Annotated in this window: 21 protein-coding genes; 10 read left to right on the top strand and 11 right to left on the bottom strand. The window is 67.1% G+C overall.

Annotated elements, in window-relative coordinates; all coding sequences use genetic code 11:
• Positions 1 to 273: 273 nt before the first annotated feature.
• The 4 genes from AC5P7A_RS15320 to AC5P7A_RS15305 form a co-directional block, all read right to left on the bottom strand.
• Complete coding sequence (locus AC5P7A_RS15320) at positions 274 to 1011, bottom strand: MgtC/SapB family protein (protein ID WP_005416700.1); 738 nt, start codon at positions 1009 to 1011, stop codon at positions 274 to 276.
• 31 nt (positions 1012 to 1042) lie between these two features.
• Positions 1043 to 3802 (bottom strand): magnesium-translocating P-type ATPase, encoded by a 2760-nt coding sequence (gene mgtA / locus AC5P7A_RS15315; RefSeq protein WP_495220297.1) that lies wholly within the window; start codon positions 3800 to 3802, stop codon positions 1043 to 1045.
• Between the two features lie 63 nt (positions 3803 to 3865).
• Complete coding sequence (locus AC5P7A_RS15310) at positions 3866 to 4165, bottom strand: hypothetical protein (protein ID WP_005413574.1); 300 nt, start codon at positions 4163 to 4165, stop codon at positions 3866 to 3868.
• Between the two features lie 293 nt (positions 4166 to 4458).
• Positions 4459 to 4758: an EF-hand domain-containing protein gene (locus tag AC5P7A_RS15305; RefSeq protein ID WP_049439579.1), complete on the bottom strand. Its 300-nt coding sequence runs from the start codon at positions 4756 to 4758 to the stop codon at positions 4459 to 4461.
• Between the two features lie 355 nt (positions 4759 to 5113).
• Between AC5P7A_RS15305 and AC5P7A_RS15300 the strand changes: the two genes are divergently transcribed.
• The 4 genes from AC5P7A_RS15300 to AC5P7A_RS15285 all read left to right on the top strand — a co-directional run bounded on the left by AC5P7A_RS15300 (position 5114) and on the right by AC5P7A_RS15285 (position 10251).
• A complete protein-coding gene (locus AC5P7A_RS15300) occupies positions 5114 to 5848 on the top strand; it encodes a CS1 fimbrial subunit B flags: Precursor (RefSeq protein WP_111206280.1) in 735 nt (244 codons plus the stop codon).
• Between the two features lie 125 nt (positions 5849 to 5973).
• Complete coding sequence (locus AC5P7A_RS15295; RefSeq protein ID WP_046430838.1) at positions 5974 to 6474, top strand: CS1 type fimbrial major subunit; 501 nt, start codon at positions 5974 to 5976, stop codon at positions 6472 to 6474.
• 58 nt (positions 6475 to 6532) lie between these two features.
• The gene (locus AC5P7A_RS15290) at positions 6533 to 9052 is read left to right on the top strand and encodes a TcfC E-set like domain-containing protein (protein WP_495220296.1); all 2520 of its coding nucleotides are present in this window, start codon (positions 6533 to 6535) and stop codon (positions 9050 to 9052) included.
• Entirely contained in the window at positions 9049 to 10251 is a 1203-nt protein-coding gene (locus AC5P7A_RS15285; protein ID WP_197604659.1) for a hypothetical protein, read from the top strand. Before AC5P7A_RS15290 ends, AC5P7A_RS15285 begins: the two co-directional genes overlap by 4 nt.
• Positions 10252 to 10308: 57 nt before the next feature.
• Here the strand turns inward: AC5P7A_RS15285 and pip are convergent, their stop codons facing one another.
• Positions 10309 to 11256, bottom strand: coding sequence for a prolyl aminopeptidase (gene pip, locus AC5P7A_RS15280; protein WP_495220295.1), 948 nt, complete (start codon positions 11254 to 11256; stop codon positions 10309 to 10311).
• A gap of 114 nt (positions 11257 to 11370) precedes the next feature.
• On the opposite strand from pip, the gene AC5P7A_RS15275 reads away from it, so the two are divergent.
• Positions 11371 to 12036: a TraX family protein gene (locus tag AC5P7A_RS15275; protein WP_495220294.1), complete on the top strand. Its 666-nt coding sequence runs from the start codon at positions 11371 to 11373 to the stop codon at positions 12034 to 12036.
• A 462-nt stretch (positions 12037 to 12498) separates the two neighbouring features.
• Complete coding sequence (locus AC5P7A_RS15270) at positions 12499 to 12855, top strand: hypothetical protein (RefSeq protein WP_495220293.1); 357 nt, start codon at positions 12499 to 12501, stop codon at positions 12853 to 12855.
• A gap of 131 nt (positions 12856 to 12986) precedes the next feature.
• Here AC5P7A_RS15270 and AC5P7A_RS15265 read toward each other — a convergent pair whose 3' ends face one another.
• A complete protein-coding gene (locus AC5P7A_RS15265; RefSeq protein ID WP_495220292.1) occupies positions 12987 to 15182 on the bottom strand; it encodes a TonB-dependent receptor in 2196 nt (731 codons plus the stop codon).
• A 259-nt stretch (positions 15183 to 15441) separates the two neighbouring features.
• Between AC5P7A_RS15265 and AC5P7A_RS15260 the strand changes: the two genes are divergently transcribed.
• On the top strand, positions 15442 to 16026 hold the full coding sequence (locus tag AC5P7A_RS15260; protein ID WP_014647283.1) for a TetR/AcrR family transcriptional regulator: 585 nt from the start codon (positions 15442 to 15444) through the stop codon (positions 16024 to 16026).
• Positions 16027 to 16130: 104 nt separating this feature from the next.
• The gene (locus tag AC5P7A_RS15255) at positions 16131 to 17219 is read left to right on the top strand and encodes a DNA glycosylase AlkZ-like family protein (protein WP_049406620.1); all 1089 of its coding nucleotides are present in this window, start codon (positions 16131 to 16133) and stop codon (positions 17217 to 17219) included.
• 511 nt (positions 17220 to 17730) lie between these two features.
• Here the strand turns inward: AC5P7A_RS15255 and AC5P7A_RS15250 are convergent.
• The 4 genes from AC5P7A_RS15250 to AC5P7A_RS15235 all read right to left on the bottom strand — a co-directional run bounded on the left by AC5P7A_RS15250 (position 17731) and on the right by AC5P7A_RS15235 (position 21264).
• Positions 17731 to 18657 (bottom strand): ABC transporter six-transmembrane domain-containing protein, encoded by a 927-nt coding sequence (locus AC5P7A_RS15250; RefSeq protein ID WP_111206928.1) that lies wholly within the window; start codon positions 18655 to 18657, stop codon positions 17731 to 17733.
• A 190-nt stretch (positions 18658 to 18847) separates the two neighbouring features.
• On the bottom strand, positions 18848 to 19924 hold the full coding sequence (locus AC5P7A_RS15245) for an ATP-binding protein (RefSeq protein ID WP_495220291.1): 1077 nt from the start codon (positions 19922 to 19924) through the stop codon (positions 18848 to 18850).
• A gap of 3 nt (positions 19925 to 19927) precedes the next feature.
• Positions 19928 to 20644: a response regulator gene (locus tag AC5P7A_RS15240; protein WP_495220310.1), complete on the bottom strand. Its 717-nt coding sequence runs from the start codon at positions 20642 to 20644 to the stop codon at positions 19928 to 19930.
• 53 nt (positions 20645 to 20697) lie between these two features.
• Positions 20698 to 21264 carry a hypothetical protein gene (locus AC5P7A_RS15235; protein ID WP_288496108.1) on the bottom strand — a complete coding sequence of 189 codons (567 nt, stop codon included), beginning with the start codon at positions 21262 to 21264 and terminating at the stop codon, positions 20698 to 20700.
• 237 nt (positions 21265 to 21501) lie between these two features.
• Here AC5P7A_RS15235 and AC5P7A_RS15230 point away from each other — a divergent pair, with 237 nt between their 5' ends.
• Together AC5P7A_RS15230 and AC5P7A_RS15225 are read left to right on the top strand one after the other, a co-directional pair.
• Positions 21502 to 22683, top strand: coding sequence for an efflux RND transporter periplasmic adaptor subunit (locus AC5P7A_RS15230; protein WP_014647277.1), 1182 nt, complete (start codon positions 21502 to 21504; stop codon positions 22681 to 22683).
• Positions 22684 to 22685: 2 nt separating this feature from the next.
• Positions 22686 to 24629, top strand: coding sequence for a MacB family efflux pump subunit (locus tag AC5P7A_RS15225; protein WP_495220290.1), 1944 nt, complete (start codon positions 22686 to 22688; stop codon positions 24627 to 24629).
• A gap of 114 nt (positions 24630 to 24743) precedes the next feature.
• Here the strand turns inward: AC5P7A_RS15225 and AC5P7A_RS15220 are convergent, their stop codons facing one another.
• Positions 24744 to 25337, bottom strand: coding sequence for a mechanosensitive ion channel domain-containing protein (locus tag AC5P7A_RS15220; protein ID WP_241886878.1), 594 nt, complete (start codon positions 25335 to 25337; stop codon positions 24744 to 24746).
• Positions 25338 to 25343: the final 6 nt, after the last annotated feature.

Raw genomic sequence — 25343 nt, 5'->3', positions numbered from 1 at the left:
GGTGAAAGGATAGCAAAGCCGCCATCGGCAGATGCCGATCCTGGTCGGCAGGCTCTTGTGCTGTGGGTGCCGACCGTTGGTCGGCACAAGCCAGAACGATGCCTGGTAGTGCCGGCCGCTGGCCGGCAACTGCACGGTGTTGCCGGAGCTCATGAGGTTGCCGGCCAGCGGCCGGCACTACCGCAGGGATGGACACGGTCTCTGAAGGTTCTCTGCCGACCAAGGTCGGCACCTACCAAAGCGGTGCACGGTGTTGCTGGCCAGTGGCCGGCACTACTCCTCCAGGCTGGCGTTCCAGAATCCCTGCAGCACACCGGGCGTGGTCGCCAGCGTCGCAAGTACGGCGTCCAGTTCGCCGGCATCCACCGTGGTGGCATACAGCACCGCTTCGATCTCCACATCGCGCTCACCGAACGGGCGCTGGTCCACCGCGCGCACCGGGTACTGCGCCTGCTCAAGCAGCAGCAACAGCTGGTCCAGCACCTCGGCCTGCTGCTCGCGCTGGCAGACCACGTTGATCGCATAGGTCGCCTCGCTGAACGCTTCCGGCAGCGGCTGCCGCTGGATGCGGTTCACCACCGGCCGCAGCAGGGTATTGGCGGCCAGCACGAAGACGGCGGCCAGCACCGCTTCCGGCAGCAGCTTGATACCCGCGCAGGCTCCCACCGCCGCCGATCCCCACAGGGTGGCGGCGGTGTTCAGGCCGGACACCTGCGCGCCGTCCTTCATGATCGCGCCGGCGCCGAGGAAGCCGACGCCGGAGATCACATAGGCCACCACATGCAGCGGCGACGGTGGTCCGCCGTACAGGTCATGGAAGCGCACCGCCAGATCGACGAACACTGCCGCACCCACCGCCACCAGCGTATTGGTACGCAGGCCGGCGGTGCGTTGCCGCAGCTGCCGCTCCAGGCCGATGACCGTGCCCAGCACGAACGCCACCGACAGGCTGATCAGCGAACTCAGGGTTGCGCCGGCGTTGAACGCCGGCAGGTTCGGATTGATGTCCATTGTGTTTCTCCCTGGACAAAGCGGCGGGCGCTTACTGCCAGCCGTAACGACGGATGTAGAACTTCTTCAGCGCGGTGGTCAGCACCGCATAGCCGAACAGGATCGCCACCAGGAACGGCCAGTAGCCGGCCGGCAGGGCCTGAAGCTTGAAGTAGCCGGCCAGCGGGCTCATCGGCAGGGCCACGCCGATGGCCATGATCAGGCCGGTCATCAGCAGCAGTGGCGGCGCGGCGATGCTCTGCAGGAACGGCACCTTCGGCGTGCGGATCATGTGCACGATCAGGGTCTGGGTCAGCAGGCCGACCACGAACCAGCCGGACTGGAACAGGCCCTGGTCGGCCGGCGTGCGTGCATCGAACACGTACCACATCAGCGCGAAACAGCTCAGGTCGAAGAGCGAGCTGATCGGCCCGAAGAACACCATGAAGCGGCCGATGTCCGCCGGGTTCCACTTCAGCGGCTTGCGTACCAGTTCCTCATCCACGTTGTCGAACGGAATGGCGATCTGCGAGATGTCATACAGCAGGTTCTGCACCAGCAGCTGCAGCGGCAGCATCGGCAGGAACGGCAGGAAGGCCGAGGCCACCAGCACCGAGAACACATTGCCGAAGTTGGAGCTGGCGGTCATGCGGATGTACTTCAGCATGTTGTTGAACGTGCGCCGGCCCTGGATGACGCCTTCCTCCAGCACCATCAGGTTCTTTTCCAGCAGGATGATGTCGGCCGCCTCCTTGGCGATGTCCACCGCGCTGTCCACGCTGATGCCGATATCGGCTGCGCGCAGCGCCGGCGCATCGTTGATGCCGTCACCGAGGAAGCCGACCACCTTGCCCTGCGCCCGCAGCTCGCGTACCAGCCGCTCCTTGTGCAGCGGCGTCAGCCGGGCGAACACGCGATGGTGGTGCAGCGCCCGCGACAGCGCGCCGTCGTCCATGCGCTCGATCTGCGGGCCGGTCAGGATGGTGTCCGCGTCCAGCCCCACCTGTGCGCAGACACGGGCGGTCACCAGTTCGTTGTCGCCAGTGAAGACCTTGACCTCGACACCGTGTGCGGCCAGCGCCTGCAGCGCCTGCGCAGCCGACTCCTTCGGCGGGTCCAGGAAGGCCACGTAGCCGACCAGGGTCAAACCGCACTCGTCCGCTTGCGAGTAGGCGCTCTGACTGGCCGCGGTCTCCTTCATCGCCACCGCCACCACGCGCAGGCCCTGTTCGTTCAGTTCCTCGGTGGTCTGCCGCACCCGCGCCAGGCGGCGCTCGTCCAGTGGCACGTCCTGGCCGTTCTCGCGCACGGTGCTGCACACCGCCAGCATCTCTTCCACCGCGCCCTTGCAGATCAGCTCATGGTGGTCCTCGCGCTCGGACACCACCACCGACATGCGGCGGCGCTCGAAGTCGAACGGAATCTCGTCCACCTTGTGGTAGTCCTGCGACAGCCGCAGCGAACTCTGCAGCTCCACGTGCTCCAGCACCGCGCGGTCCAGCAGGTTGATCAGCCCGGTCTGGAAGTGGCTGTTGAGGTAAGCGAACTTCAGCACGTCTTCCGAATCGTGACCGAACACATCGGTGTGGCGCTCCAGCGCGATCCTGTCCTGGGTGAGCGTGCCGGTCTTGTCGGTGCACAGCACTTCCATCGCGCCGAAGTTCTGGATCGCATCCAGGCGCTTGACGATCACCTTGCGCCGCGACAGCAGCACCGCGCCCTTGGCCAGGGTGGAGGTGACGATCATCGGCAGCATTTCCGGCGTCAAGCCCACCGCCACCGACAGCGCGAACAGGAACGCCTCGGTCCAGTCGCCCTTGGTCCAGCCGTTGATCAGCAGGACGAACGGCACCATCACCAGCGCGAAGCGGATCAACAGCCAGCTGACACTGTTGACGCCGGCCTGGAACGCGGTGGGCGCACGGTCGGTGGCGGTGCTGCGCTGGGCCAGCGTGCCGAAGTAGGTGCGGTTGCCGGTGGCCAGCACCACGGCGGTGGCGGTGCCTGACACCACGTTGGTGCCCATGAACAGTAGGTTGTGCTGCTCCAGCAGGCCAGCCAGGCCGTCGCCGGGGTGCGCGAACTTTTCCACCGGCAGCGACTCGCCGGTCATTGCGGCCTGCGCCACGAACAGGTCCTTGGCGGTCAGTACGCGGCAATCGGCCGGAATCATGTCACCGGCCGACAGCACGATGTGGTCACCGGGCACCAGCTCACGGATCGGCAGGTCCAGCAGGCGAGCCGGACGACGGCTGTGCAGGTGGGCGCCGAAGTACTGGTCGGCCACATCGGCGGCCTCGGTGCCCGGATTGCGGCGCAGCACGCGCGCGGTGTTGCCGACCAGCGCCTTCAGCCGCTCGGCGGCACGGTTGGAGCGGCCCTCCTGCACGAAGCGGATCAGCGTGGACAGCAGTACCATCGCACCAATCACGATCGTGGCCTTGATGTCCTCGGTCAGCCAGGACACCGCCGCCAGTACGGTCAGCAGCAGGTTGAACGGATTGCGGTAGCACTGCCACAGGTGCCGCCACCACGGCAGCGGCTTTTCGTGATCCACCTCGTTGGGGCCGAGCGTGGCCAGCCGCTCCTCGGCTTCATGCGGGCTCAGGCCATCGGCATGCGACTCCAGCGTGGCCAGCAGCTCGGCTTCTTCCTGCTGGGCAAGGGTGATCAGGCCGGTGGTAAGCGCGAACGGCGCCGCTTCGGCGCTGCCCGGGCCAAAGCCGGCTTCGGGCATCGCACGACGGCGGAACAGGTTGCCTGCGCGACGGCTGCGCAGGAAGGCGTTGAACCAGGCGTTGAGCAGGCTCATGGGACGCTCCTCGAATGTCAGAGCCGGCCGCAGCCGGAACACGAACGGAATGGGTGAGACAGATCAGGCGTGGCGCATCGCCAGCACCGCCGGCGACCACGGCTGCATGTGCAGGCGCTGGCTGCCGCCGATGCATAGCGGCTTCATCGCATCGCGCAGCGGGTAGGGCAGATGGCGCAGCACGGTGATCCGCTCGCTGATCGGCAGCAGCGACAGCGCGTCGGCCACCACGCGCGGCGAACCGAGCGACAGCGAACGGGCGAACATGACCGGGCCGTGCTGCAGCAGCTGGCTGCGCAGGGCGGCAACATCGCGCTCGCCAATCAGGCGGCGCAGGGTGATGTAGAGGATCTTGTAGGACATGGGGGTGATCTCCAGGCAGGCGGCGCCTGGCGATCCCCCGTCACTCAGGCAGGCAGGGACCGGCGGGCAGGCGCCAGGAACAGGCAACAGGCGGTCATCCGGGGCGCGGTGCGCCCGGCAGGGTCGGGGTCCATCTGCGTCTCCATGAGGGGAGGGTGCCAGCCAGGGTTGCCCTGGCCAGTGGCGCTATTGTCCGCCCCTGAATGGGGTAGTCCTAGAGGCCCGTGGGTTAGCCCGGCTATACCTTGGTATAGCCGGGCGTATGCGGTGCCGATCGAGGGTTCAGTGGTGGGTCAATGCGCGCCGCTGGTCTGCTTGCAGACGTCGTACTCGCCACGGGTCAACGTCTTGTCACGGTCGGTATCGCAGGCATGCAGGCGCTCGGCCCAGTCGGGTGCCACGGCATCCACTTCGGCCAGCGTGACGATGCCGTCCTTGTTCTTGTCCAGCGACTCATACGGCGGTATCAGCTTCACTTCGGTGACGTCCTCGGCGGCGGTGGCCTTGCTCGCCTCCTGGGTTCTGGAACAGGCGCCCAGCAGCAGGCCGATGGTGATGACGAGGACAGCAGGAACGTAGCGAATACCGGTCATAACAGGCTCCAGAAGTGGGGACGCGGGCCATGGGTCTGGATGGCCACGGCCGGATATTCGGCCCGGATCTGTAAGCGAGCTGCGAAGAACCGACCGGGTCGCCAGATGGCGGTGGGCGCCCGTTCACCCGCACGCCCCATGCGTGTGCCAGCCGCCGATGCTGTTCCAGGGCGTGCCGTCGCGATGTGCAACGGGCCAGACCGCCGCGGCCGAGTGCGCGGACAGGATTTCCGGGTTGACCTGGGCGGAGCCACTTTGCGAGGTCGGAAATATCTGACCTTTTTGCAAGTTGTTGCATGGCCTGATTGTAAATCTGCCGTGAAACTAACCGCTCGCCTCTCCCCGCGGGTTCGTCATGCAACGCGCACTCCTTCTCCTCCTGCTGGCCCTGTTCGCCAGCAGCGCTCATGCCACGACACCACAGATCAACGTGGGTCTCCTGTTCGATCATCTTGCGCCCGCGCACAGCAACCTGCTCAAGCGCATACGCAATACCGGTGATGTGACCGCATACGTGCGCGTTGAGGTCACCCAGATGCACTTCGATGCAGACGGCAAGGTTGTCGAAACGCCAGTGGACACCGTGGCGCTGGTACGCAATGCACCTGGCGCGCACGGGGTGATCGCCAGCCCCAGCCGCCTGATCATTGCCGCCAACGGCCAACAGGCGACGCGCCTGGTCTATCGCGGTGACCGTGATGAGGAGCGCTACTACCGGCTCCGCTTCATTCCGGTGGTGCCCAGCGCCGAGGAATTCTCACTCAGCGATGCGCAGGTGCAGGAGATCACCGGGCTGACTTCGGCAGTTCGCGTGTTCACCGGCTACGGCACCATCCTGTTCGTGGCACCGCGGAACACGCGCTATGACACCCGTGTGCAGGACGGTCACGTGCACAACGGTGGCAACGCCACGGTGGTGCTGGACAACCTGCGGTACTGCGAGCGAAGCAGTCCGGATGCCTGCACGCCCGGCATCATCGTCCATGTCCGGCCCGGGCGAACCTATGCGCTGCAGGCCGACGACAGCCGGTTCGCCCGCTACGACCTGAGGGAGGGCGACGACCGGCGCAGTATCGACTCGCGCCGCTGATCGTCCGCCCATCTCCCCTTTCTGCAACGTCCCCACCGGGTTCGCCAGGCGCCCGGCGGGGAGGCTGTGTCTTCGTCCTGGCGTCGTATCCCATCGTATCCATCCACCGATCCCGGAGCATTTTCATGTCCCTGAAGAAGTACGCCCTGGCTGCAGCCGCAGCAGCCCTCATCGCACCGGCTGTCAGCCTGGCAGCCACCGAATCCAAGTCGATCACCGTCAACGTGACCGCCGACGTCCCGAACACCGCTGGCCTGCAGGTGTCCACGCCTGACGGCTGGGAAGGCCTGCCGCAGAACCTGCCGTGGGACACCGCGCGCGAAACGCTGGGCGAACTGACCGGGCGCGTCATCAACATCAAGTCGCCGGCTGCCATCACCGCCTACCTGACGTCGCCGGCACAGATGGCGTCGGCCGCAGACGTCGTGGACCTGGTGGTGAAGCTGGACAACGTGGAGGTTCCGGCAACCGCCGCCGCCAAGATCACCGTTGCCAACGCGGCCCAGGCCGCCGCGGGCAAGTCGCTGGCCTTCGCCATCGCGCCGACCGCGCCGTCGGGTGGCTACAAGCAGGGCAGCTACGGTGGCCAGTTCCACATGATCTTCGAAAGCGACATCACTCCCTGAGTCCTTTCAGGCGCCCCGTCGCATCCAATGACGCGGCGGGGACGCCGGAACAGCGCCCATGCTCTCGTCCTCCAACCAACGTCGATTCCGCCTGGCCCAGCTCGCGACCGCGATCGGTGCCGTGGTCCTTGCCACGTCAACGCAGGCGGCCGGCCTCGCGCCGGGCGAGCTGCCCAGCCTGCTGCAGCAGCGCGAACGCATGCCGGCCGAATTCCGCGAGCACCTGTTTGGCAACCCGCTCACCGTGCGCGTGGAGCTGGATGGGCAGTATCTGGGTGACGCCGAGGTTCTGCTGCACGAAGACAACCGGGTGCAGGTGATCGGCTTTGGCGACAGCCACGAAAGCCGGTTGGCACAGACCGAGCGTGCCCGTTGGGGCGAGCAACTCGCTGAACCGATGGCGCTGGGCGTATGTAGGCATCAGTGCCGGGGCATGGCAGCGCTGCACTACAGTCTGTCCAACTCGCTGCTGAGTGTACTGACGCCTGCCGGCGCGCAGAAGGAGGGGCGCCACATCGCCTTGCCGGACGCGGGCAGCCGGGGGCTGATCGTGCGCAACAGTCTTGCCGTGCACGGCGGCCAGGAACAGCAGGCCACCGTGCGCTACAGCGCTGAACTGCGCGGCAGTGCCGGCCACTGGAGCACGGTTGGCAGCTACCAGTACTACGCCCAGCCCGGCAGCAGCGAGCACTACCTCAGTGCCCTGTATGCCCAGCGCGAACTGGGCGATCATTTCGTTCGCGCCGGCTACTTCCTGCCCACCTTCGAGGGCATTGTGCGCCAGCCCCGGGCACCGGGTACGCAGAACGATACGGCGCTGGGCCTGATGTTCGGATCCTCGGACGTACTGCTGGCCGATACGCGAAGCCCCAGTGTCTATCCCGTCTATGTCACCGCCAGTGGCGAAGGCGTGGTGGAGATCTATCGTGACGGGAACCTGCTGTCCACGCAGGCCGTCAAACCCGGCATCCAGGAAATCGATACGCGCCGGCTACCCGGCGGGATCTACGATGTGGAACTGCGGGTGGTCCAGGACGGCCGCGAAGCGTCCCGCGAAAGCGCCTCCATCCACAAGCCCAGCCGCTGGCAGGATCCCAGCCGGCGGTGGCGCTACAGCGCGTTCGCAGGGCAGCAGCGCGGGTTGCTGGCCAGCGCCGGAAGCGCCCGCGAGGGCGGCGCCGCGGCCGGTGCCGTGGTCAATTACCTGTTGCATTCCCGTGCGGTGGCCGGGGCCACCGTGCAGCGGATCGGCGCGCGGCATGCGGCGGGTGTGTCGATGGACTGGCAGGCCAGTGACCGCTTCAGCACGTACACCAATGTCTATACCTCCAGCGACGCCGGGCGCGGCGTGGACCTGCAGGGCCTGTACCGCTATCGTGCCGGCTCGGTGGTGGCCAACCATGCGCGCGGTTGGGTGGAGCAGCGCGAGCGCGTCGTGGCAGACGACAGCGGCGCCCCACGCTGGGAGACCCGCGGCGGCTGGCAGGACACGACGGCCGTCTCGATCACGCATCGCCTCGGGCACCGTGATACTGCCAGCCTGCGCGTGGCCCGCAGTTCGGGCTTCACCCGCGGGACCGGCATCGATGTCTCTTACGGGCGCCGGGAGACGGTGTTCGGCAAGCACGATGTCAACTGGCGCGTTTCCGCCTATGACCGCCCCGGCGCCCGCTACACGGGCTATCGGCGGCAACGCGGGATCGACCTGACGGTGAGCGTCTCGCTGGGCAGCGATCGACGCAGCTACAGCGGCAGCCTGGGCAGCCGCACCGGCGATGCCGGTCGCCGCGATACCTATGTGACCGCCTCCTCCACACAGCGCGTGGACGGCGCCGTACTGCAGAGCGTGAATGGCACGGTCACCGCCGAACGCGGCGGGCTGGGCGCAGGCGCGGGTGCCTCGCTGCAGGGCGCGTTTGTGGAGGGTGACATGCAGGTCTACCGCGGCGCGGCGTCGGGCCGCATCAGCGGCACCGCCAACCTCGACAGCACCGTGGTCATTGGCGGTGGGCGCGCCGCCGTGCTGGGGCAGGGGCGCGGCAGAAGCGCCGACACCGGGCTGATTGTCGATGTCCGCAGCGATTATCCCGATCTTGCCCTGCGTGCGGACGACAGCCACGGCGGCGGCGTTGCGCTGCGCCCGGGCCGCAACTTCGTTCCGGTGGCCGCGTATCGCGCAGGCCACGTGCAGTTCGACTTCCAGGGGCGGCATGCGCCGTCGGCAACGCTGCAGCCCTCGGTCGTCAGCTATCACCTCAACAAGGGGGGCGTGATGCATGCCACGCTGGACGTGCTGCGCACCTTCACCGTCATGGGCCAGGTACTGGATGCAGACGGCAACGGTGTGCGCGGCGTGCAGGTGATCAACCACGCCGGCCGCAGCGTCAGCCAGGAGGATGGATTCTTTACCCTTGAACTGAGCGCCCGTGCGCCGGTGGTGGAGTTGCGCTACCCCAACCTGGTCAGCTGCACGCTGACGATGGAGGAGGGGCGCTACCCCAGGGAAGGAGATGTGTTGATGGTGGGGGCGACGGGATGCCCGCCGTCGATCGCGAGAACCGAGGAGCATACGAAATGAGAATCCGCTCGCTGATGGCGGCGCTGCGAGGCGCAGGGCTGGTCGTGATTGGGCTTGGCGCGGCCGCAAGTGCATGTGCGGCAGAAGTGCTGGTCACGGCAGAGTTTGCCCCGTCAGCCCTGGACCCGGGCCGGATGGTCTTCCGGAACACGACGCCGCCTGGCATCTACTGTTCGTGGCGTCCAGAATTCTGCACGGAGGATGGTGCCTACTCTGTCGATGTCCCGATGTCGTGGAACAAGACCTACGAGTATAACGGCGACGTCCGCAAGCGCTTCTATCTTGGCTTGCCTGCCCCTCGCAACGTCATGTTGCAAAACACCACCACGGGTGGCGAAGCGGAGGTCCGCATCACGATTGCTACCGTCAGTGGTCAAATGACACCGGGAGGCGTTACCAATCCAGTGTTCACTCGAACGGTGCGTGGAGGATGCAGCTACGTTCAAACCGTCAGCTACGGGTCATATATCAGGTTCGGCTGGACAGTGAAGAATCCTGAGATGCCGCAGCCGTGCAACTCTCAGGGAGATAACCCGCTATCACAGCCGGCCAACTATGCGATGCCCTGGATTGGTCTGGGCCTTCTCATAACCGCGCCGTCGCCATTGTCGCTGAACGACGGTGTGTATGAAGGAGAATTGACCTACAGTGCGGGAGGCGCGGGCAGCGATATCGACTTTGGTGATGACGTCACGACCGAGCCGATCACGTTGAAGTTCCGCTTCACGGTGTCGCACCAGTTCCAGGTACGGTTCCCCAGCGACAATCCGCAGGTGCACCTGGCGCCGGAGGCAGGTTGGGCGCAGTGGACCGATCAGGGCCGTGCCCCGACACGCCTCTATCAGGAGCTGCCATTCCATCTGACCAGCTCGATGGACTTCAGCATGAAGCTGCGCTGTGAGCACGACGCAGGCAATCGCTGCGGCATTCGCAACCACGCGCTTGGGGAGGTTGTACCGGTGGATGTGGACGTCACCCTGCCCGGCATGCGCAATCTGCGCGATGGGCGCCCGGCGCAGGATACACCGCTGTCGCCCGACGACGCACAGGCGCCGCGCTTCACACCGGATGGCTATCTGATGCAGCGGCGGTCGACCTTGCGGTTCACCGCAGGGCGGGACGCCGTAACAGAGATGCTGAAGGCGCCAGGCTCGCATTGGGAGGGCAACATGACCGTGGTGTTTGACGCCAACCCGTAGTCGCACGCGGGAGTGTGTTGCGGGGTGCCGGCCAGCGGCCGGCACTATCCCAGGCGTTCAGAACCGGTCGGCAAAGGCATCCGTCGCCCGCACCAGCGCATCGACCGTGGCCGGCTCGTTGGCGCTGTGGCCGGAGGTCACCATCTCCAGGCGCGCTTCCGGCCAAGCCTTGGCCAGGTCCCACGCGCTGCGCGGCGGGCAGATGATGTCGTAGCGCCCCTGCACGATCACGCCGGGCAGGTGGCGGATGCGATCGATGTTGCGCAGCAGCTGGTCCGGCTCCAGGAAGATGCCGTTGCGGAAGTAGTGCGCTTCGATGCGGGCCTTCGCCAGGGTATCCAGCGGATCATCGGTGGATTGCGCATCCACGTCGTGCTGCAGGGTGGCCGCATTGTCTTCCCAGCCCAACCAGGCCTGCGCGGCTTCAATACGGGTTGCTTGATCCGGGCCATCCATGCGCGCCCAGTAGGCCGCGATCATGTCGCCACGCTCGGCTTCCGGGATATAAGCCTCGTAGCGGTCCCAGCGCTCCGGGAAGATCCAGCGCGCACCGCCATCGGCCTCGGCGAACCAGCGGTTCTCGATCTCACGACCGAGGAACACGCCACGCACGATCAGGCCGGTGGCGCGTTCCGGATGCGCCTGCGCGTAGGCCAGCGACAGCGTGGAGCCCCAGGAGCCGCCATAGACCAGCCAGCGCTCGATGCCCAGGTGCTCACGCACCTTTTCGATGTCCGCCACCAGGTCCTGCGTGGTGTTGTCGCGCAGCTCGCCGAACGGCGTGGAACGGCCGCTGCCGCGCTGGTCGATCAGCACGATGCGGTAGCGCGCCGGGTCGAAGAAGCGCCGATGGGTCGGCGAGATACCGGCGCCCGGGCCACCGTGCAGGTACACCACCGGAATGCCCTCCGGCGTGCCGCACTCTTCGATATGCAGCGTGTGCAGATCGCTCACCGGCAGGGCGAATTCGCGGTAGGGCTCGATGGCCGGGTACAGGGTGCGCATGGCGGGTGTCTCACAAGCAGGGGCGGCCAGCATAGCGCCGCCATCTACGGCTTGCAGTGGCAGGCTCCTGCGCGGCGCTGGAAATGCGCTGGCCGATGCGCATAAGCTTCCGCGATGCAAGCGACCACGACCGGGACGTCCACGTTCAACCTCAGCCTCGGCAGCGGCGCGCGCGAGCTGTTGAAGTGGATCGCGCTGCTGGCCATGACCGGCGACCACGTGGCCAAGGTGGTCTTCGGGGGCTACGTGCCGGTGGTCAGCGAACTGGGGCGTATCGCCTTCCCGCTGTTCGCGCTGGTGATGGCCTGCAACCTGGCCCAGCCGGGCGCCGACCTGCGCAAATCGATCCGCCGGCTGGCGCTATGGGGGCTGATCGCGCAGCCGTTGCACGCCTTCGCGTTCGGTTCCTGGCTGCCGCTCAACATCCTGCTCACCTTCACCCTGGCGGTGGTGGCCGTGCATGCGCTTGCGAGCCATCGGCCTGTGCTGCTGTTGCTGGCTGCCGGTGTGCTGCCGATGTTCGTGGACTACCAGTGGGCCGGCGTTGGCGCCGTGTTGCTGGCCTGGATCGCGTTCCGACATCGGGCGTGGTGGCCGCTGCTGGTCGCGCTTGCGGCGGCGTGCTGGGCCAACCACAACGGCTGGGCACTGCTGGCCGTTCCGGTGGTCGTGCTGGCGACGCGGGTGCCGTGGCAACTGCCGCGCTGGCGCTGGATGTTCTATGGGTACTACGTGGGACATCTGGCGGTGCTGGCGTTGATTGCCCATCTGCTTGTGTAATGTCGGAACTGGCGTGTCGCGCGTCTTGAAAGCCGGATGCGGTCAAGGAACGCGTGGTGCCGATGCGGGCGGGGAACGCCGCCGTTGGCGTGGCGCAAGTTGTTGAATCTTCGGCTCGATTGTCGATATGCGACAATGCGGCCACTGCGTGAACGTTGCTGTCTTTGCACTTGGGTTGTTGGCGCCTGCCACCCCGTTGTGCACATGATGGGGTGCCATCGAAAAAGGATGGCCGGGGGCTGGAATCCCCGCTGGTTGTGTTGTTCGCGCTTGTCAGCCGGCGTCGCCTTGTGCGGCGCCGGCTGACAACCCGTCCGCGCCTTATGGCGGGCGGTGCGTGGAGGCGCGCGCAAGCGTGCCTACCGGACTGTCTTCACGCAACCACCGGATTCCAGCCACGCACCGTCCGCCGCCTTGATTGTTAAGGGTGGTGGTCCCGCATGCCTTGCACGGAGACCTGCCATGAACGCATCGGAGTTTCCCCATCAGCGCGCCCCGGCCAATGCCGATGAGGGGCACGACATCCTGCCCGATCCCAACAACCTGACGGCCCTGCTGCATCGCATCGGGTTGGGCGCGGCTGCCGACGGCCAGCCCTGGCCCGAGCGCCACCAGCTGCCAGGCCGCTGCCTGACGTTGGCCGACGCCGACGGTGCACTGGCCGGGCTGCGTATCGTGCAGGAGATCCTGCTGGCGGCCGAACGCGCCCGCCAGAATGGCGGCCCGGAACAGTACGTGGGCGATCGCGTAATGGAAGGGCTGAAGCTGGCGGCATTGGCGTTGACCAGCCACGCCATCTATCGCCTGCATCCGGAATGACACGTAGATCCACGCCATGCGTGGATGCCGTTCGCGGATTGCCCGACGTCCTGTAGAGCCGAGCCTATGCTCGGCTCAGCGGACGAAACGGAGCCGAGCATGGCTCGGCTCTACAGGGGTTCCACGCCAGCTTAGAAATCCATCGTTGCCGACACCAGCACCGTCCTCGGTGCACCCAGCGCCAGGCTCGACAACAACGGCATGCCCCAATACGACTTGTTGGTCACGTTGTTCACGCTGGCCCGCAGCGCAAGCGATCGACCCTCCACGGTGGTGCTGTAGCGCGCCCCCACGTCGAACAACGTACGCCCCGGCACCGACAGGCTATTGTCGGCACTGATGTACTGCCTCGACATCGCCGTGGCATTGCCGGTCAGGGTCAGGCCCTGCAAGGTCGGCACATCCCATTCCACGCCCAGCTTGGCCTGCCGCTGCGCCACGGCGGTGGCGATGCGTCCTTCATTCACGCCACCGGCCGTGCGGGTCAGCTTCGGCTGTACGTAGGCCACGCCGCCGAGCAGGCGCACGCCATCCAGCGGTGCGCCGAAGAAGCCCCATTCCACGCCCCGGTTACGTTGCTCGCCGCCAAACGAGAAGATATTCGTGACCGGGTCGGTGTAGCTGTTCGGTCGCTTGATCTCGTACACGCTGAAGGTGTGCGCGAAGCTGCCCAGGTCCAGCTTCAGGCCCAGCTCCTTCTGCCTGGTGCGGAACGGTGCGAACACATCGCCGGCATTGGCGGCGGTCATCGGCGCGGTGGCGCCCTGGCTGAGGCCTTCGATGTAGTTGGTGTAGAGGGAGATCGCGTCGGTGGCTTTCACCAGCAGGGCCGCTGCCGGCGTGGTGGCGCTCTCGTCGTAGCGCGAGGTGCGTGCACCCGTGGACACGTTGAAGGTCTCGCTGACCACCTGCTGGCGGCGCACGCCCAGCGTCAGCTGCACGCGGTCATCGGCGAAGGCGAGGGTGTCGGCGAAGCCGAGGCTGTCCAGCGTCAGCTCGGTATGCGAGATGTGCGGTGCCACGAACGGCGCCGCCGGGCCCCACACTGGGTTGTACAGATTGGTGGTCCAGTCCCAGCCGGGTACGCTGCGCCGGCCGTAGTCGTTCTGGGTGTGCTGGTAGTGGGTCACGTTGGCGGCCCACTGGTGGCCGACGTTGCCGGTGTGGAAGGAACCGCGCAGGCCGGCATCTGCGGACTGCTTCCTGATGTCGAAGGCGAGCTGGCCGATCACCGTGGTGAAGTTGCCGGCTGGATTGAGGATCTGCGCGCTGATCGAACCGTTGTAGCGGTAGTCGGTCCTGCTGGTGCCGTACGCGAGGTAGGCCATCAGGCTATCGTTGACATCCAGTTCTCCGCGCACCATCGCGCCCTTGTCCTGGCTGTCCACGTAGGCCCAATCCGGGTTGATCAGCGTATCGCCGCGTGGCGGGCGCGGAATGGCCACGCCCGGTGCCAGGCCGACGCCCCGTGCCGGGCCGTCAACGCGGTCGTCGGCGCTGTACAGATCGGCCGACAGCCGCATACGTTCGCCGCGCCAGTCCAGTGCCAGCGAACCGAGCTGTACCTTCTTGCGCTGCTTGCCGACGGCGCCGTCACCATCACGGTAGGCACCGTTGAAGCGGATGCCGAACTGCCTGTCGGCGCCGAGGCGACGGCCCATATCCACGTGAGTGCCGAACTGCGCATCGGAGGCGAAGTTGGCACTGACCCGCAGCAGCGGTTGCTCGCTTGCGCGCTTGGGCACCAGGTTGACGCTGCCACCGACCGAGCCGCCCGGCGGCATGCCGTTGAGCAGCGCAGACGGTCCCTTCAGCACCTCGATGCGCTCGAACATTTCCGGCGAGGTGCGGTAGTAGGGCGCCATGCCGCTGAGGCCATTGAAGGTGGTGTCGCTGGTGTTGGAGGCAAAGCCGCGGATCGCGTAGTTCTCGCTCCATGCACCGGTGACGCCGTTGCTGAACACCGTGGGGTCGGTGGCGGCAATGACGTCGGTCAGGTCCTTGGCCTGGCGATCGCGGATGAAGGACTCGGTGTAGCTGATCGTATTGAACGGCGTGTCCATGAAATCCTTGTCGCCGAGCAGGCCGACGCGGCTGCCGGCAGCCACTTGCCCGCCCGCATAGTCTGCAGTGACCCGGCGTTGTTCCTGCACCTGTACCGACGGAAGGGTGGACGGCGCGGCGTCGGCCAGCGCGGCGAACGAGGCCAGCAGCCCCAGCGCGAGGGCGGACACCCGGTAGCGCCGGACCATGCCCGGCGAATACATCAGGCCGGAGGATGCGGCGGCAGCGCGATGCTGTGCAGAAGTGAAGTTGAAAACGGTCATGCCAGAGTCCTGTGAATCGCAGGCGCGAGCGCGCCTGGCGCGCTGCCGACGGCAAGCACGGGGAAAGGGCGCAGCGCAGGGTTGTTGGCTGGGTGGGGACCTGGCGGGAGGTGAGCCATGGGCTCGATCACGGGCAGCGTGCTGGACGCCTTCCGAATTAGTTGAGTAAATTAAACTAAATCAATCGAAGCGGACAAGAGGGTCCCTTTGCTGGCACCCTCAGCAGGGTATGGACGCGCACCGTAAGAGCAGGCACCGTATGAGCACGCACCCCGATCCAACGGCGCCGACCCGTGGCCGCCCGCCCACCATCACCCCGGAGCGTCTGGCCGACATCGGCATCCGCCTGGGCCTGCCCAACCTGACCATGGCCAACGTGGCCGCCGAACTGGCGGTGACCCAGGCAGCGCTGTACAAGCGCGTGGCCAACCTGGAGGCGTTGAAGCGCCTAGTGGCGGAGGCGGTGTTCCAGCGCTGGCAGATTCCGCGCGCGTCGGTCGACGCACCGGGTGGGCTGGAGGCCTATCTGATGGGGTTCGTGGAGTCGCTGTGCGAAGTGGTGAAGGCGCATCCCGGGCTACCGCCCTACCTGCTGCGGCGCACGGTGGCGACCGCGCCGATGCTGGAAAAGATCGCCTCGCACCAGGCGCACGTGGCCGAGGTGTTCGGCCTGCCGGTGGACAAGGCGCGCTGGCTGCTGGCCACGATCGCGTTCTACTGCATCGCCGGTGCCGACACCATCTACGCGATTGCGGATGACGAAGAAGGGCAGGTGATCACCGAGTTCAAGCAGGGCATGCGGGCCCTGGTGATCGGTTCGCTGGAGGTATCGCGGCTTCGGTAGATGCACGCCATGCGTGGATGATCGCGGCCGTTCACCATGACGCCAGCCAGGCGTGGCCTGGCTCTACTGGACGGATCGCGTAGTGTCGAGAATACAATGCGGCCATGCCTGCCACGCCCACTCTCGATGACCTTCGCCGCTACGCGGTGGCGCGCACCTTGTTCAAGCCGACCACGCTGCTGACCGCGATCCGGCGGCTGGGCTTCGTGCAGGCCGACCCGATCCGCGCACCGGCACGCGCACAGGACCTGACCTTGCGCCACCGGGTGAAGGACTACCGCGCGGGCGATCTTGAGCGCCGCTACACGCGTCTGCCGGTGGAAGAGGATTGCCTGGTGAACTACGGCTTCCTGCCGCGCGAGCATCTGGCGCTGATGCACCCACGGGTTTCCAAGCGCGAGTGGGATGCCGAGACCCATCGCCGTGCGGCCGACGTGCTGGCCTTTGTGCGCGAGCGTGGCAGCGTGCACCCGCGCGAGGTCGACCAGGCCTTTGCGCATGGGCGGGTGACCAACTACTGGGGCGGCACCAGCAACGCCAGCACGCATCTGCTGGATGGCATGCACTACCGCGGCCTGCTGCGGGTGCAACGGCGCGACAGCGGTACGCGCATCTATGCGGTGGCCGATCATGCCGAGCCCGACTCCAGCGAACAGGCGCAGATCGAACGTGCCGCCGCCCTGATCGACCTGGTGGTGCGCAAGTACGCGCCGCTGCCCTCGGCCAGCCTGACCTATCTGGTGCGCCTGCTGGGCTATGGCGCGCCGCACCTGGCCGAGCAGACCCGCAAGGCATTGGCGCTGGCCAAGCAACAACTGGCCAGCTGCACGCTGGAAGGCACCACCTGGTACTGGCCGGCGGACGAGAATCCGCGCTCGCGCCGCCATGCACCGGATGAGCAGGTGCGCCTGCTGGCGCCGTTCGACCCGGTGGTGTGGGACCGCCGCCGCTTCGAGCTGTTGTGGGATTGGGTGTACAAGTTCGAGGCCTACACGCCTGCACCGAAACGCCAGTACGGCTACTACGCACTGCCGGTGTTGTGGCATGAGCAGGTGGTGGGCTGGGCCAACTTGAGCGTGCGCGAGGGTGAGTTGGTGTCGAGCGTGGGCTATGCAGGCAAGTCGCTGGCCCGCGACAAGGTATTTCGTGGCGCGCTGGACGACGAGCTGCAGCGCATGGCAGAGTTCCTGTAGCGCCAAGCGGCGCATGGGTATCTATCGATCCCGGTAGCCGCCAACCTGGGTTGGCGCTGGCTCCCATCGGTGCCCACCAAGGTGGGCAGCTACCAGAGCAACACCGCTCAGGCCTGGTAGCCACCAACCTGGGTTGGCGCTGGCTTCCATCGGTGCCCACCAAGGTGGGCAGCTACCAGAGCAACACCGCTCAGCCCTGGTAGCCGCCAACCTTGGTTGGCGCTGGCTCCCGTCGGTGCGCGCCAAGGTGGGCAGCTACCAGGGCAACACCGCTCAGCCCTGGTAGCCGCCAACCTTGGTTGGCGCTGGCTCCCGTCGGTGCGCGCCAAGGTGGGCAGCTACCAGGGCAACACCGCTCAGGCCCGGTAGCCGCCCACCTTGGTTGGCGCTGGCTCCCATCGGTGCCCACCAAGGTGGGCAGCTACCAGAGCAACGCCGCTCAGGCCGGGCAGCCGCCAACCTGGGTTGGCGCTGGCTTTCATCGGTGCCCACCAAGGTGGGCAGCGACCGGTCAAGCGGCGCCCTTGTGGTCCGCATCGTCCATGCCGGGGCTGACGCGGCGGCCGATATCCTTCAGCCGCGCAAGCTGATCCACCATTGAAGGCGCATCGTCCAGGCTGCCGACGAAGGTCCACAGGTAGGTCATCACCGCGTAGACGTGGCCCGGTGTAACGCCTTCACTGGTGGCAAGGCGGCCGATGGTCAGCGCGAACAATGCCGCGGCAGCCAGCCCGATCACCACATAGGCGCCGGCTTCGCGGTCGGACAGCAGGATGCGCAGGCGCGACAGCGTGGTGTAGTGGCGGCGCAGCACCGAGGGGCTGACCCGGTCGACCAGCCGGATTTCGTGTTCCAGGCGGTTGTTCAGTCGGCCGTGCAACTGCTCGTTGCGACGTGCGAACCAGGGCAGCACCAGCAGGGCGCCGAGCAGGGTGGCCAGGCCAGCGGCACCGACCATCGGCTCGATCGCCAGCAGCATGGCCACTGCACCGAACATCGATGCCAGCGCGGTGGCGATGATCGGCACGTGCTTTTCAAAGAAGTCGACGAACTCGCGGGCCAGCACCACGCGTGCCGCCGAAGTGGACGTCGCCTGGCCCAACCGGCGCTGCGCCTGCACCACGCTCACTGCCAGATCGGCATAGATGCGGGTGAAGGTGCGCGTATCCACCGCCCGACGGGCGGCACCCACCAGCCAGAACAGCAGTACCACGCCGGCATAGGAGATGGCATGGCCGATGTTGCCGCTGATGATCGCGTCTACCGCGAAGCCGGCGAACAACGGATAGGCCAGCAGCAGGGTGTTCTCCAGCGCCACCAGCGAGAACGTGCCGGTCAGCTGCCAGGGGTAGGTGCGCAGGATGGCCTTGAGCGTGGCGGCCGCATTCTGCTGGCCGATGCTGCCGGCGGCGGCCGCTGGATCGTGGGGGTGTTGCATGGGATGCCTGGGGGGTTCGGGGACAGGGCAGGGGACGGATGCCTGCCATCTGCCGGGTAGCGCCCAGTATCTGCAGCCCTTTGGAGCGGGCATGGAGGGATGATGGAGATTGCGTGGAGAAATCGGCGGCGTTCAGCCACGCGCGTGGTGCCCACCAAGGTGGGCTGCTACCAGGGCAGCGTCTACGGCCTCAACGGCGCACGTGCACCGGCCAGCGGATCTCGAACGAACTGCCGCCACGCTCGGTAGCTCGGCACTGCGCCGTTCCGTGATGGGCCACGGCAATCGCACGCACGACCGCCAGGCCGAGACCTGAGCCCCCACTCTGCCGTGAGCGCGACACATCGGTGCGCTGGAAGGCTTCGAAAATGCTGTCGCGCAGGTCGTCCGGCACGCCGGGGCCACCATCTTCCACGGCCACCGCGCACTGCCCCTCAGCGAGGGTGACGCGCACCCGCAGCGGGCAGGGGATGGCATGGCGACGGGCGTTCTCCAGCAATGCCAGCACCGCCTGGCGGATGCGGGCCGGATCGCAGTCCGCCAGCGACGGCCGCGCATCCAGGCTCACCGAGAAGCCACTTTCGGTCAGCGCCTCGGACATCGCCTCCACCACCGCCGCCACCTGCACGCTGACGTCGCTGCGTTGCAGGCGCAGATCCAGGTGGCCACTCTCGGCCAGGCTGACCACGCGCAGGTCCTCGATGATGCGGGTCAGTCCCTCCAGCTGGGTGAGCATGCTGTTGAACTGCTCGGGGCCCGGCTCGAATACACCTTCGGCGATGCCTTGCAGGCGGCCACGCAGGATGGTCATCGGCGTGCGCAGTTCGTGTGCGATGGCCGCGTTCCAGAACACACGGTTCTCGGACATCCGGCTGAGCCGCTCGGCCATGGAATTGAAGTCGTTGACCAGCGTGGCGGCCTCGGCCATCGAGGTGTCGCCGCCGCGTGCGCGCGCCTCCAGGTCACCGCTGGCCACGCGACGCAGGCTTGCGGCCACCGAATTCAACGGGGTGATGATGCGCCGGGTCAGGCGAGACGCGATCAGGGTGGCCAACGCCACCACCACGGTGGCGGTCAGGCCGATCCACAGCCACTCCAGCCCGGAGGGCATCATGGACTTCGGCTCGTCATACCAGCGCGGATAGAACACCTCCAGCAGGAAGTAGAACAGGTAGAAGCCGCTGATCGACAGCACCGTCGAACACAGCGAGGCCACGGTGATCGACAGGCTGATCTGGCGGCCGATGCTCTTGCCTTTCGCAGTCATCATTCAGTCCAGGAAGCGGTAGCCGACGCCACGGATGGTGGCGGGAATGCCGATCACGCCGACATCCTCGAGCTTGCGCCGCAGCTTGCTGACATGGCTGTCGACGGTGCGCTCCTGCGCATCGCCCTCGGGCAGGCAGGCGTGCAGCAGGTCCACCCGCGCATGCACCTGGCGCGGCGCGCGCGCCATGTGCACCAACAGCCGGAATTCGGTGAGGGTGAAGTTCAGTGCGTGCGCCTGCTCGCCGTTGCGGACCGTCACTTCGTGGCTGCGCAGGTCGATCTCGAACGGGCCCTGGCGGATCAGCCCGGTGGGTTCTTCGGCCACGCTGCGGGCACTGCGGCGCAGCACGGCCTGGATGCGTGCAGCGATCTCAGCGGGATTGAATGGTTTGGCCACGTAGTCGTCAGCGCCCACACGCAGGCCGGTCAGCTTGTCCACGTCCTGGTCGAGCGCGGTGAGCATGATCACCGGCGTGTTGCCGCGACGCCGCAGTTCGCTCAGCACCTGCCAGCCATCCAGCTTGGGCATCTGCACATCCAGCAGTACCAGGTCCGGGCGCAGCTGGCGGTGGCTGGCAAGCGCCGCCTCGCCGTCGGCGGCGCGTGCGCTGCGCAGGCCCGAACGGGCCAGGTAGGCACCGAGGATGTCGGCGATCTCGCTCTCATCTTCGGCGATCAGCACCAAGGGGGGCTGTCGGTTACGGGGTTCGTATTTCATGGCGTACGGCGGGTTCGAGGCCAGGGCGGGCAGGGGCCGGATCAGGGGCAGGGTCATCGTCGGCGTTCCCTGGCCTGCGCCTCTTCGTTGGCCGCCCAGGCCAGCGTGGCCAGCACCAGCGAGCGCTGCAGGCTGGGGTCCACCGAACCCGCGCCGCGCAGCTGCTGCAGCGTCAGGGTAGACACCGCGGCAGGCAGCGCGTTCCAGCGCGAGGCCATGGGGGTGGCGTTCACCCGGGCCTGCAGCCGCGAGGCCATGCCCACGATGGCGCGCAGGCGCACTGCCAGCAGGGCGGCGACCACGGCGGTGGCGGGCGCAAGCAGCAGATGCAGGTTGACGTTGGCGGCCGGAGGTGTTGCCGACCAGAACGCCAGGCTGATCAAGGCCAGCGATGCGAGCGACCCGGAGCGGCGGGTGCGTCCGGGCCCGTCACTGCGGAACCCCAGCAGGGCGGCGGCCCCGAAGCCGGCCAGCAACGGCAGTCGCGGATACGGTGCGACCCACATCCATGTGCTGGTCGATGCCAGCACCAGTGCGATCAACCACGGCGAAGGCGCACACCACGCCAGGTAGGCACGGCGCACATCGATGGGTGGCAGGTCCGGGTAGGAAAGGGGCACGGCAGGCTGGCAGTCGGCGAGGCCGCCGAGGCTAGCGACCGTTGATGGAGACTTGGTCGAGATTGTGTCGAGATTGCGTGGAGCCGGGCCATGGATTCAGCGGCCGACGCGGTCCCTGAACGGCGGTCGCGTCTCCATCCAATCTCCACAGCCGCTCCAAGAAACATCCACCTGGGGCTTCCAGACTGCGGCCCTGGCGGTCGCACCGGGCGACTGCACGCACCCCCGGAAGTTTCGATGAACAACCGCAGGACCTGGATCATTGCCGCAACGCTGGCCGTTCTTGCCGGCGGCGGTTGCTGGTGGGCGTTTGCCGATGGCGAGGATGCCGCGTTGATCACCGCACCGGCAAGGGTCGCCGGTCTGGAAAAGACCGTGCAGGCGGTCGGCCGGGTCAATCCGAAAGAACTGGTGGCCGTGGGCGCGCAGGTCTCCGGGCAGGTCACGCGCCTGCATGTGGTGCTGGGCCAGCACGTGCAGGCCGGCGACCTGATTGCCGAAGTGGATTCACAACCGCAGCGCATTGCCCTGCGCAGTGCCGAAGCCGCCGCCAACGCGCTGCGTGCGCAACATGCGGCCAGCCAGGCGCGCTACCGCCAGGCCCTTCGCACGTACGATCGCCAATCGCAGCTGGTGGCGTCGCGGCTGGTCTCGCAGGAAGGCTTCGAAGCGGCACGTGTGGCGCGCGATGCGGCGCGCGCGGATGCCGCTGCGTTGCAGGCGCAGATCGACCAGGCGGTGACCCAGGTGGAAACCGCCCGCATCAACCTGGGCTACACGCGTATCGTGTCGCCGTCCGAGGGCTACATCGTGGCCATCGTCACCAAGGCGGGGCAGACGCTGAACTCGATGCAGACCACGCCGACCATCGTGATGCTGGCACAGATGGACACGATGACGGTGCGCGCCGAGATCGCCGAGGCTGACGTGGAACTGATCGCACCCGGCCAACCGTTGTGGTTCTCGACGCTGGGACCGAGCGGGCGCCGCTATGAATCGCACCTGCAGCAGCTTGAGCCAGCGCCGTCGTCGATTGCCGACGCGTCCAGCGGCAACAGCGGCGGATCGGCGCAGACGCCGAAAGCGGTGTACTACGCGGGGCTGTTCGACGTGGCCAATCCGGGCTTGATGCTGAAGCCTTCGATGACGGTGAAAGTGACGATCCAGCTGGCACGCGTGGCCAATGCACTGCAGGTGCCGCTGACCGCCCTGAGCGAGTCCGACGACAAGAACGGCAACGGCGCAACCGTGCGGGTAGTCGATGCGAAAGGCCGCGCCCACGAGCGCGCTGTGACTACCGGCCTGCGCACCGCCACCGCGGTGCAGATCCTCTCTGGCCTGGAAGCGGGCGAGAACGTGGTGGTCGGCCAGGCGCCCAGCGGTGGCGATGCCGAACCCACCAGCCTGCTGGGGATGTGAGCATGGCCGACGCACTGCTGGAATTGAAGGGCGTATCGCGCGCCTATCGCTCGGCCGCCGGCGAGGTGGTGGTGCTGAAGGAGGTCTCGTTGCGCATCGATGCCGGCGAGTTCATCGCCATCATCGGCCCCTCGGGTTCGGGCAAGTCCACGCTGATGAACATCCTGGGCTGCCTGGATCGGCCGACCGAAGGCAGCTACCGCGTGGAGGGGGCTGCGACCGAGCAGATGTCGCCTGACCAGCTGGCGCGCCTGCGCCGCGAGCACTTCGGCTTCATCTTCCAGCGCTACAACCTGATGGAGAACCTCAGTGCCACCGAGAACGTGGCCTTGCCCGCCGTCTATGCCGGGGTGGAGGCCGATGCGCGCACCACGCGTGCCCGCCTGCTGCTGGAAACGCTCGGCCTGGGCGAGCGGACCGCGAACCGGCCCAGCCAGTTGTCCGGCGGCCAGCAGCAGCGCGTCTCCATCGCACGCTCGCTGATGAACGGCGGCGCGATCGTGCTGGCCGATGAGCCGACCGGCGCGCTGGATCATGCCAGTGGCAGGCAGGTGATGGCCGAGCTCGAGCGCCTGCATGCGCAGGGCCATACCGTGATCCTGGTCACCCATGATGCGGCGATTGCTGCCCACGCGTCACGGGTGATCGAGATCGCCGATGGGCGTGTGGTGGCGGATCGCCAGGAGCGAGGCCCTTCGGTGCGGCAGCGTTCGGACGCACCGGCGCGCACATCCACGGCGGCTACCGAGCGGCGCGCCCGCATCGATGCCGTGCGCGAGGCGACGCGCATGGCGGTGCGTTCGATGCTGGCCCATCGCCTGCGCACCCTGCTGACCATGCTCGGCATCATCATCGGCGTGGCCGCGGTGGTGACCGTGGTTGCGCTGGGCAAAGGCGCGCAGGCGCAGGTCGAGGCGCAGATAAACGCGCTGGGCGCCAGCACGCTGGAGATCTTCCCGGGCGCCGATTTCGGTGACCCGCGCTCGGCGGAGATCGAGACGCTGGTGGTAGGCGATGCCGATCACCTGGCCGCCCTGAGTTACGTGGACAGTGTCAGCCCCAACCTCAGCGGTTCGGTAGCAGCACTGCAGGGCGGCCGACGAGCCAATACGCAGGTACTGGGCGCCGGTGCGGATCTGCCGCGCGTGCGCGGGCTGCGCCTGAGGGCCGGCCGGTTCTTCACCGATGCCGAGGTGGAGGCGCATCGGGCAGTGGGCGTGGTCGACCAGAAGGCAGCGAAGGCACTGTTCGCTGGCAACCCTATCGGCAGCACGGTGCTGCTGGGCGGCATGCCGGTCGAGGTGATCGGCGTGGTGGGTGCCAATGCATTCGCCGGTGGGGCCACGCCAACCGTCTACGTTCCCTATACGTCGGCTGCCTCCCGGCTGCTGGGCAGCCAGCGCCTGGAGAGCATCACCGTGCGCGTACGCGACAACGTACCCACCAATGCCGCCGAGGCCTCGCTGGGCGCCGAGCTGGAGCGCCTGCATGGTCGTCGCGATTTCTTCATCTACAACTCGGACCAGATCCGCAAGGCGGTGATGAAATCCAGCCAGACCATGGCGGCGCTGGTTTCGGCGATCGCGGCGGTGGCGCTGGTGGTTGGCGGCGTGGGCGTGATGAACATCATGCTGGTGTCGGTGAAGGAGCGCATGCGCGAGATCGGCGTGCGGCTGGCGGTGGGGGCGAGGCAGGGCGACATCCTGCGCCAGTTCCTGATCGAGGCGGTGCTGATCTGCCTGTCCGGTGGCGTGCTGGGCGTACTGCTGGCCTTCGCCGTGGGTGCGCTGTCCAGCCTGCTGTCGCTGGGGGTGCCCTTCCTGTTCACGCCAGGGCCGGTGCTCGCCGCGCTGGCATGTTCGTCTGCGACCGGGCTCGGTTTCGGCTACTTCCCGGCACGCAACGCCGCACGGCTGGACCCGATCCAGGCATTGGCAGCAGAGTAGGGTCGCCCGCTGTGGCACCTTGAGCCGAGCCCACGCTCGGCTGCGCTCCGTTCGGCCGCGACGCACCCTGCGCTGCGCGCAGCGAGCCGAGCATGGGCTCGGCTCTACAGCGACTCAGCGCACCTTGCCCTTTATCGGCAGGCTGCCCGGCAGCTGCGAATAGCCGCTGTCACCCCAGTGCCGGGTGATGCGCTGGAAGAACAACGAGTTCGGCACGCGCAGCAGGCAACCGCGCGCGCCTTCGCCACGGTCACTCAGCGTGGTGTAGATCAGGTTGATGTCCACCACCTGGCCGCACAGGCCCGGCTTGTCCACGCTTTCCAGCACTTCGATCGTGTCGTTGATGCGGAACGGTCGCGTAGCCACGATCAGGAACGAACAGAACAGGTTGGACAACACGCTCCACGCGGCAAAGAACGCCACCGCACCGACCGCCATGAACCCGGTCAGCGCGGTCCACAGCACCGAGCGCGAAACGCCAAGTCGCTCCAGTATCAGCAGCGTGGCCGCCAGATACAGCAGCAATGCACCGCCGCGGCGCAGGCCCACATGAAGCTCTGGAGCCAGCCTGCCGCGCTGCCGGGCCTGCACGAGCAGCCACGCCAGTGCACGCACCATCAGCCAGGCCACCCCGAGAATGACCAGCACCTCGGCCACCGGTACCACCACCAGCAGCCAATCCGCTATCCAGGCAGGCAGTCCGGCCATGGGCGG

It is taken from the genome of Stenotrophomonas sp. YJH_SMC_65 (assembly GCF_059369475.1).
The sequence above is the reverse complement of the archived record's forward strand: the minus strand, read 5'-3'. Positions and strand labels throughout refer to the sequence as shown.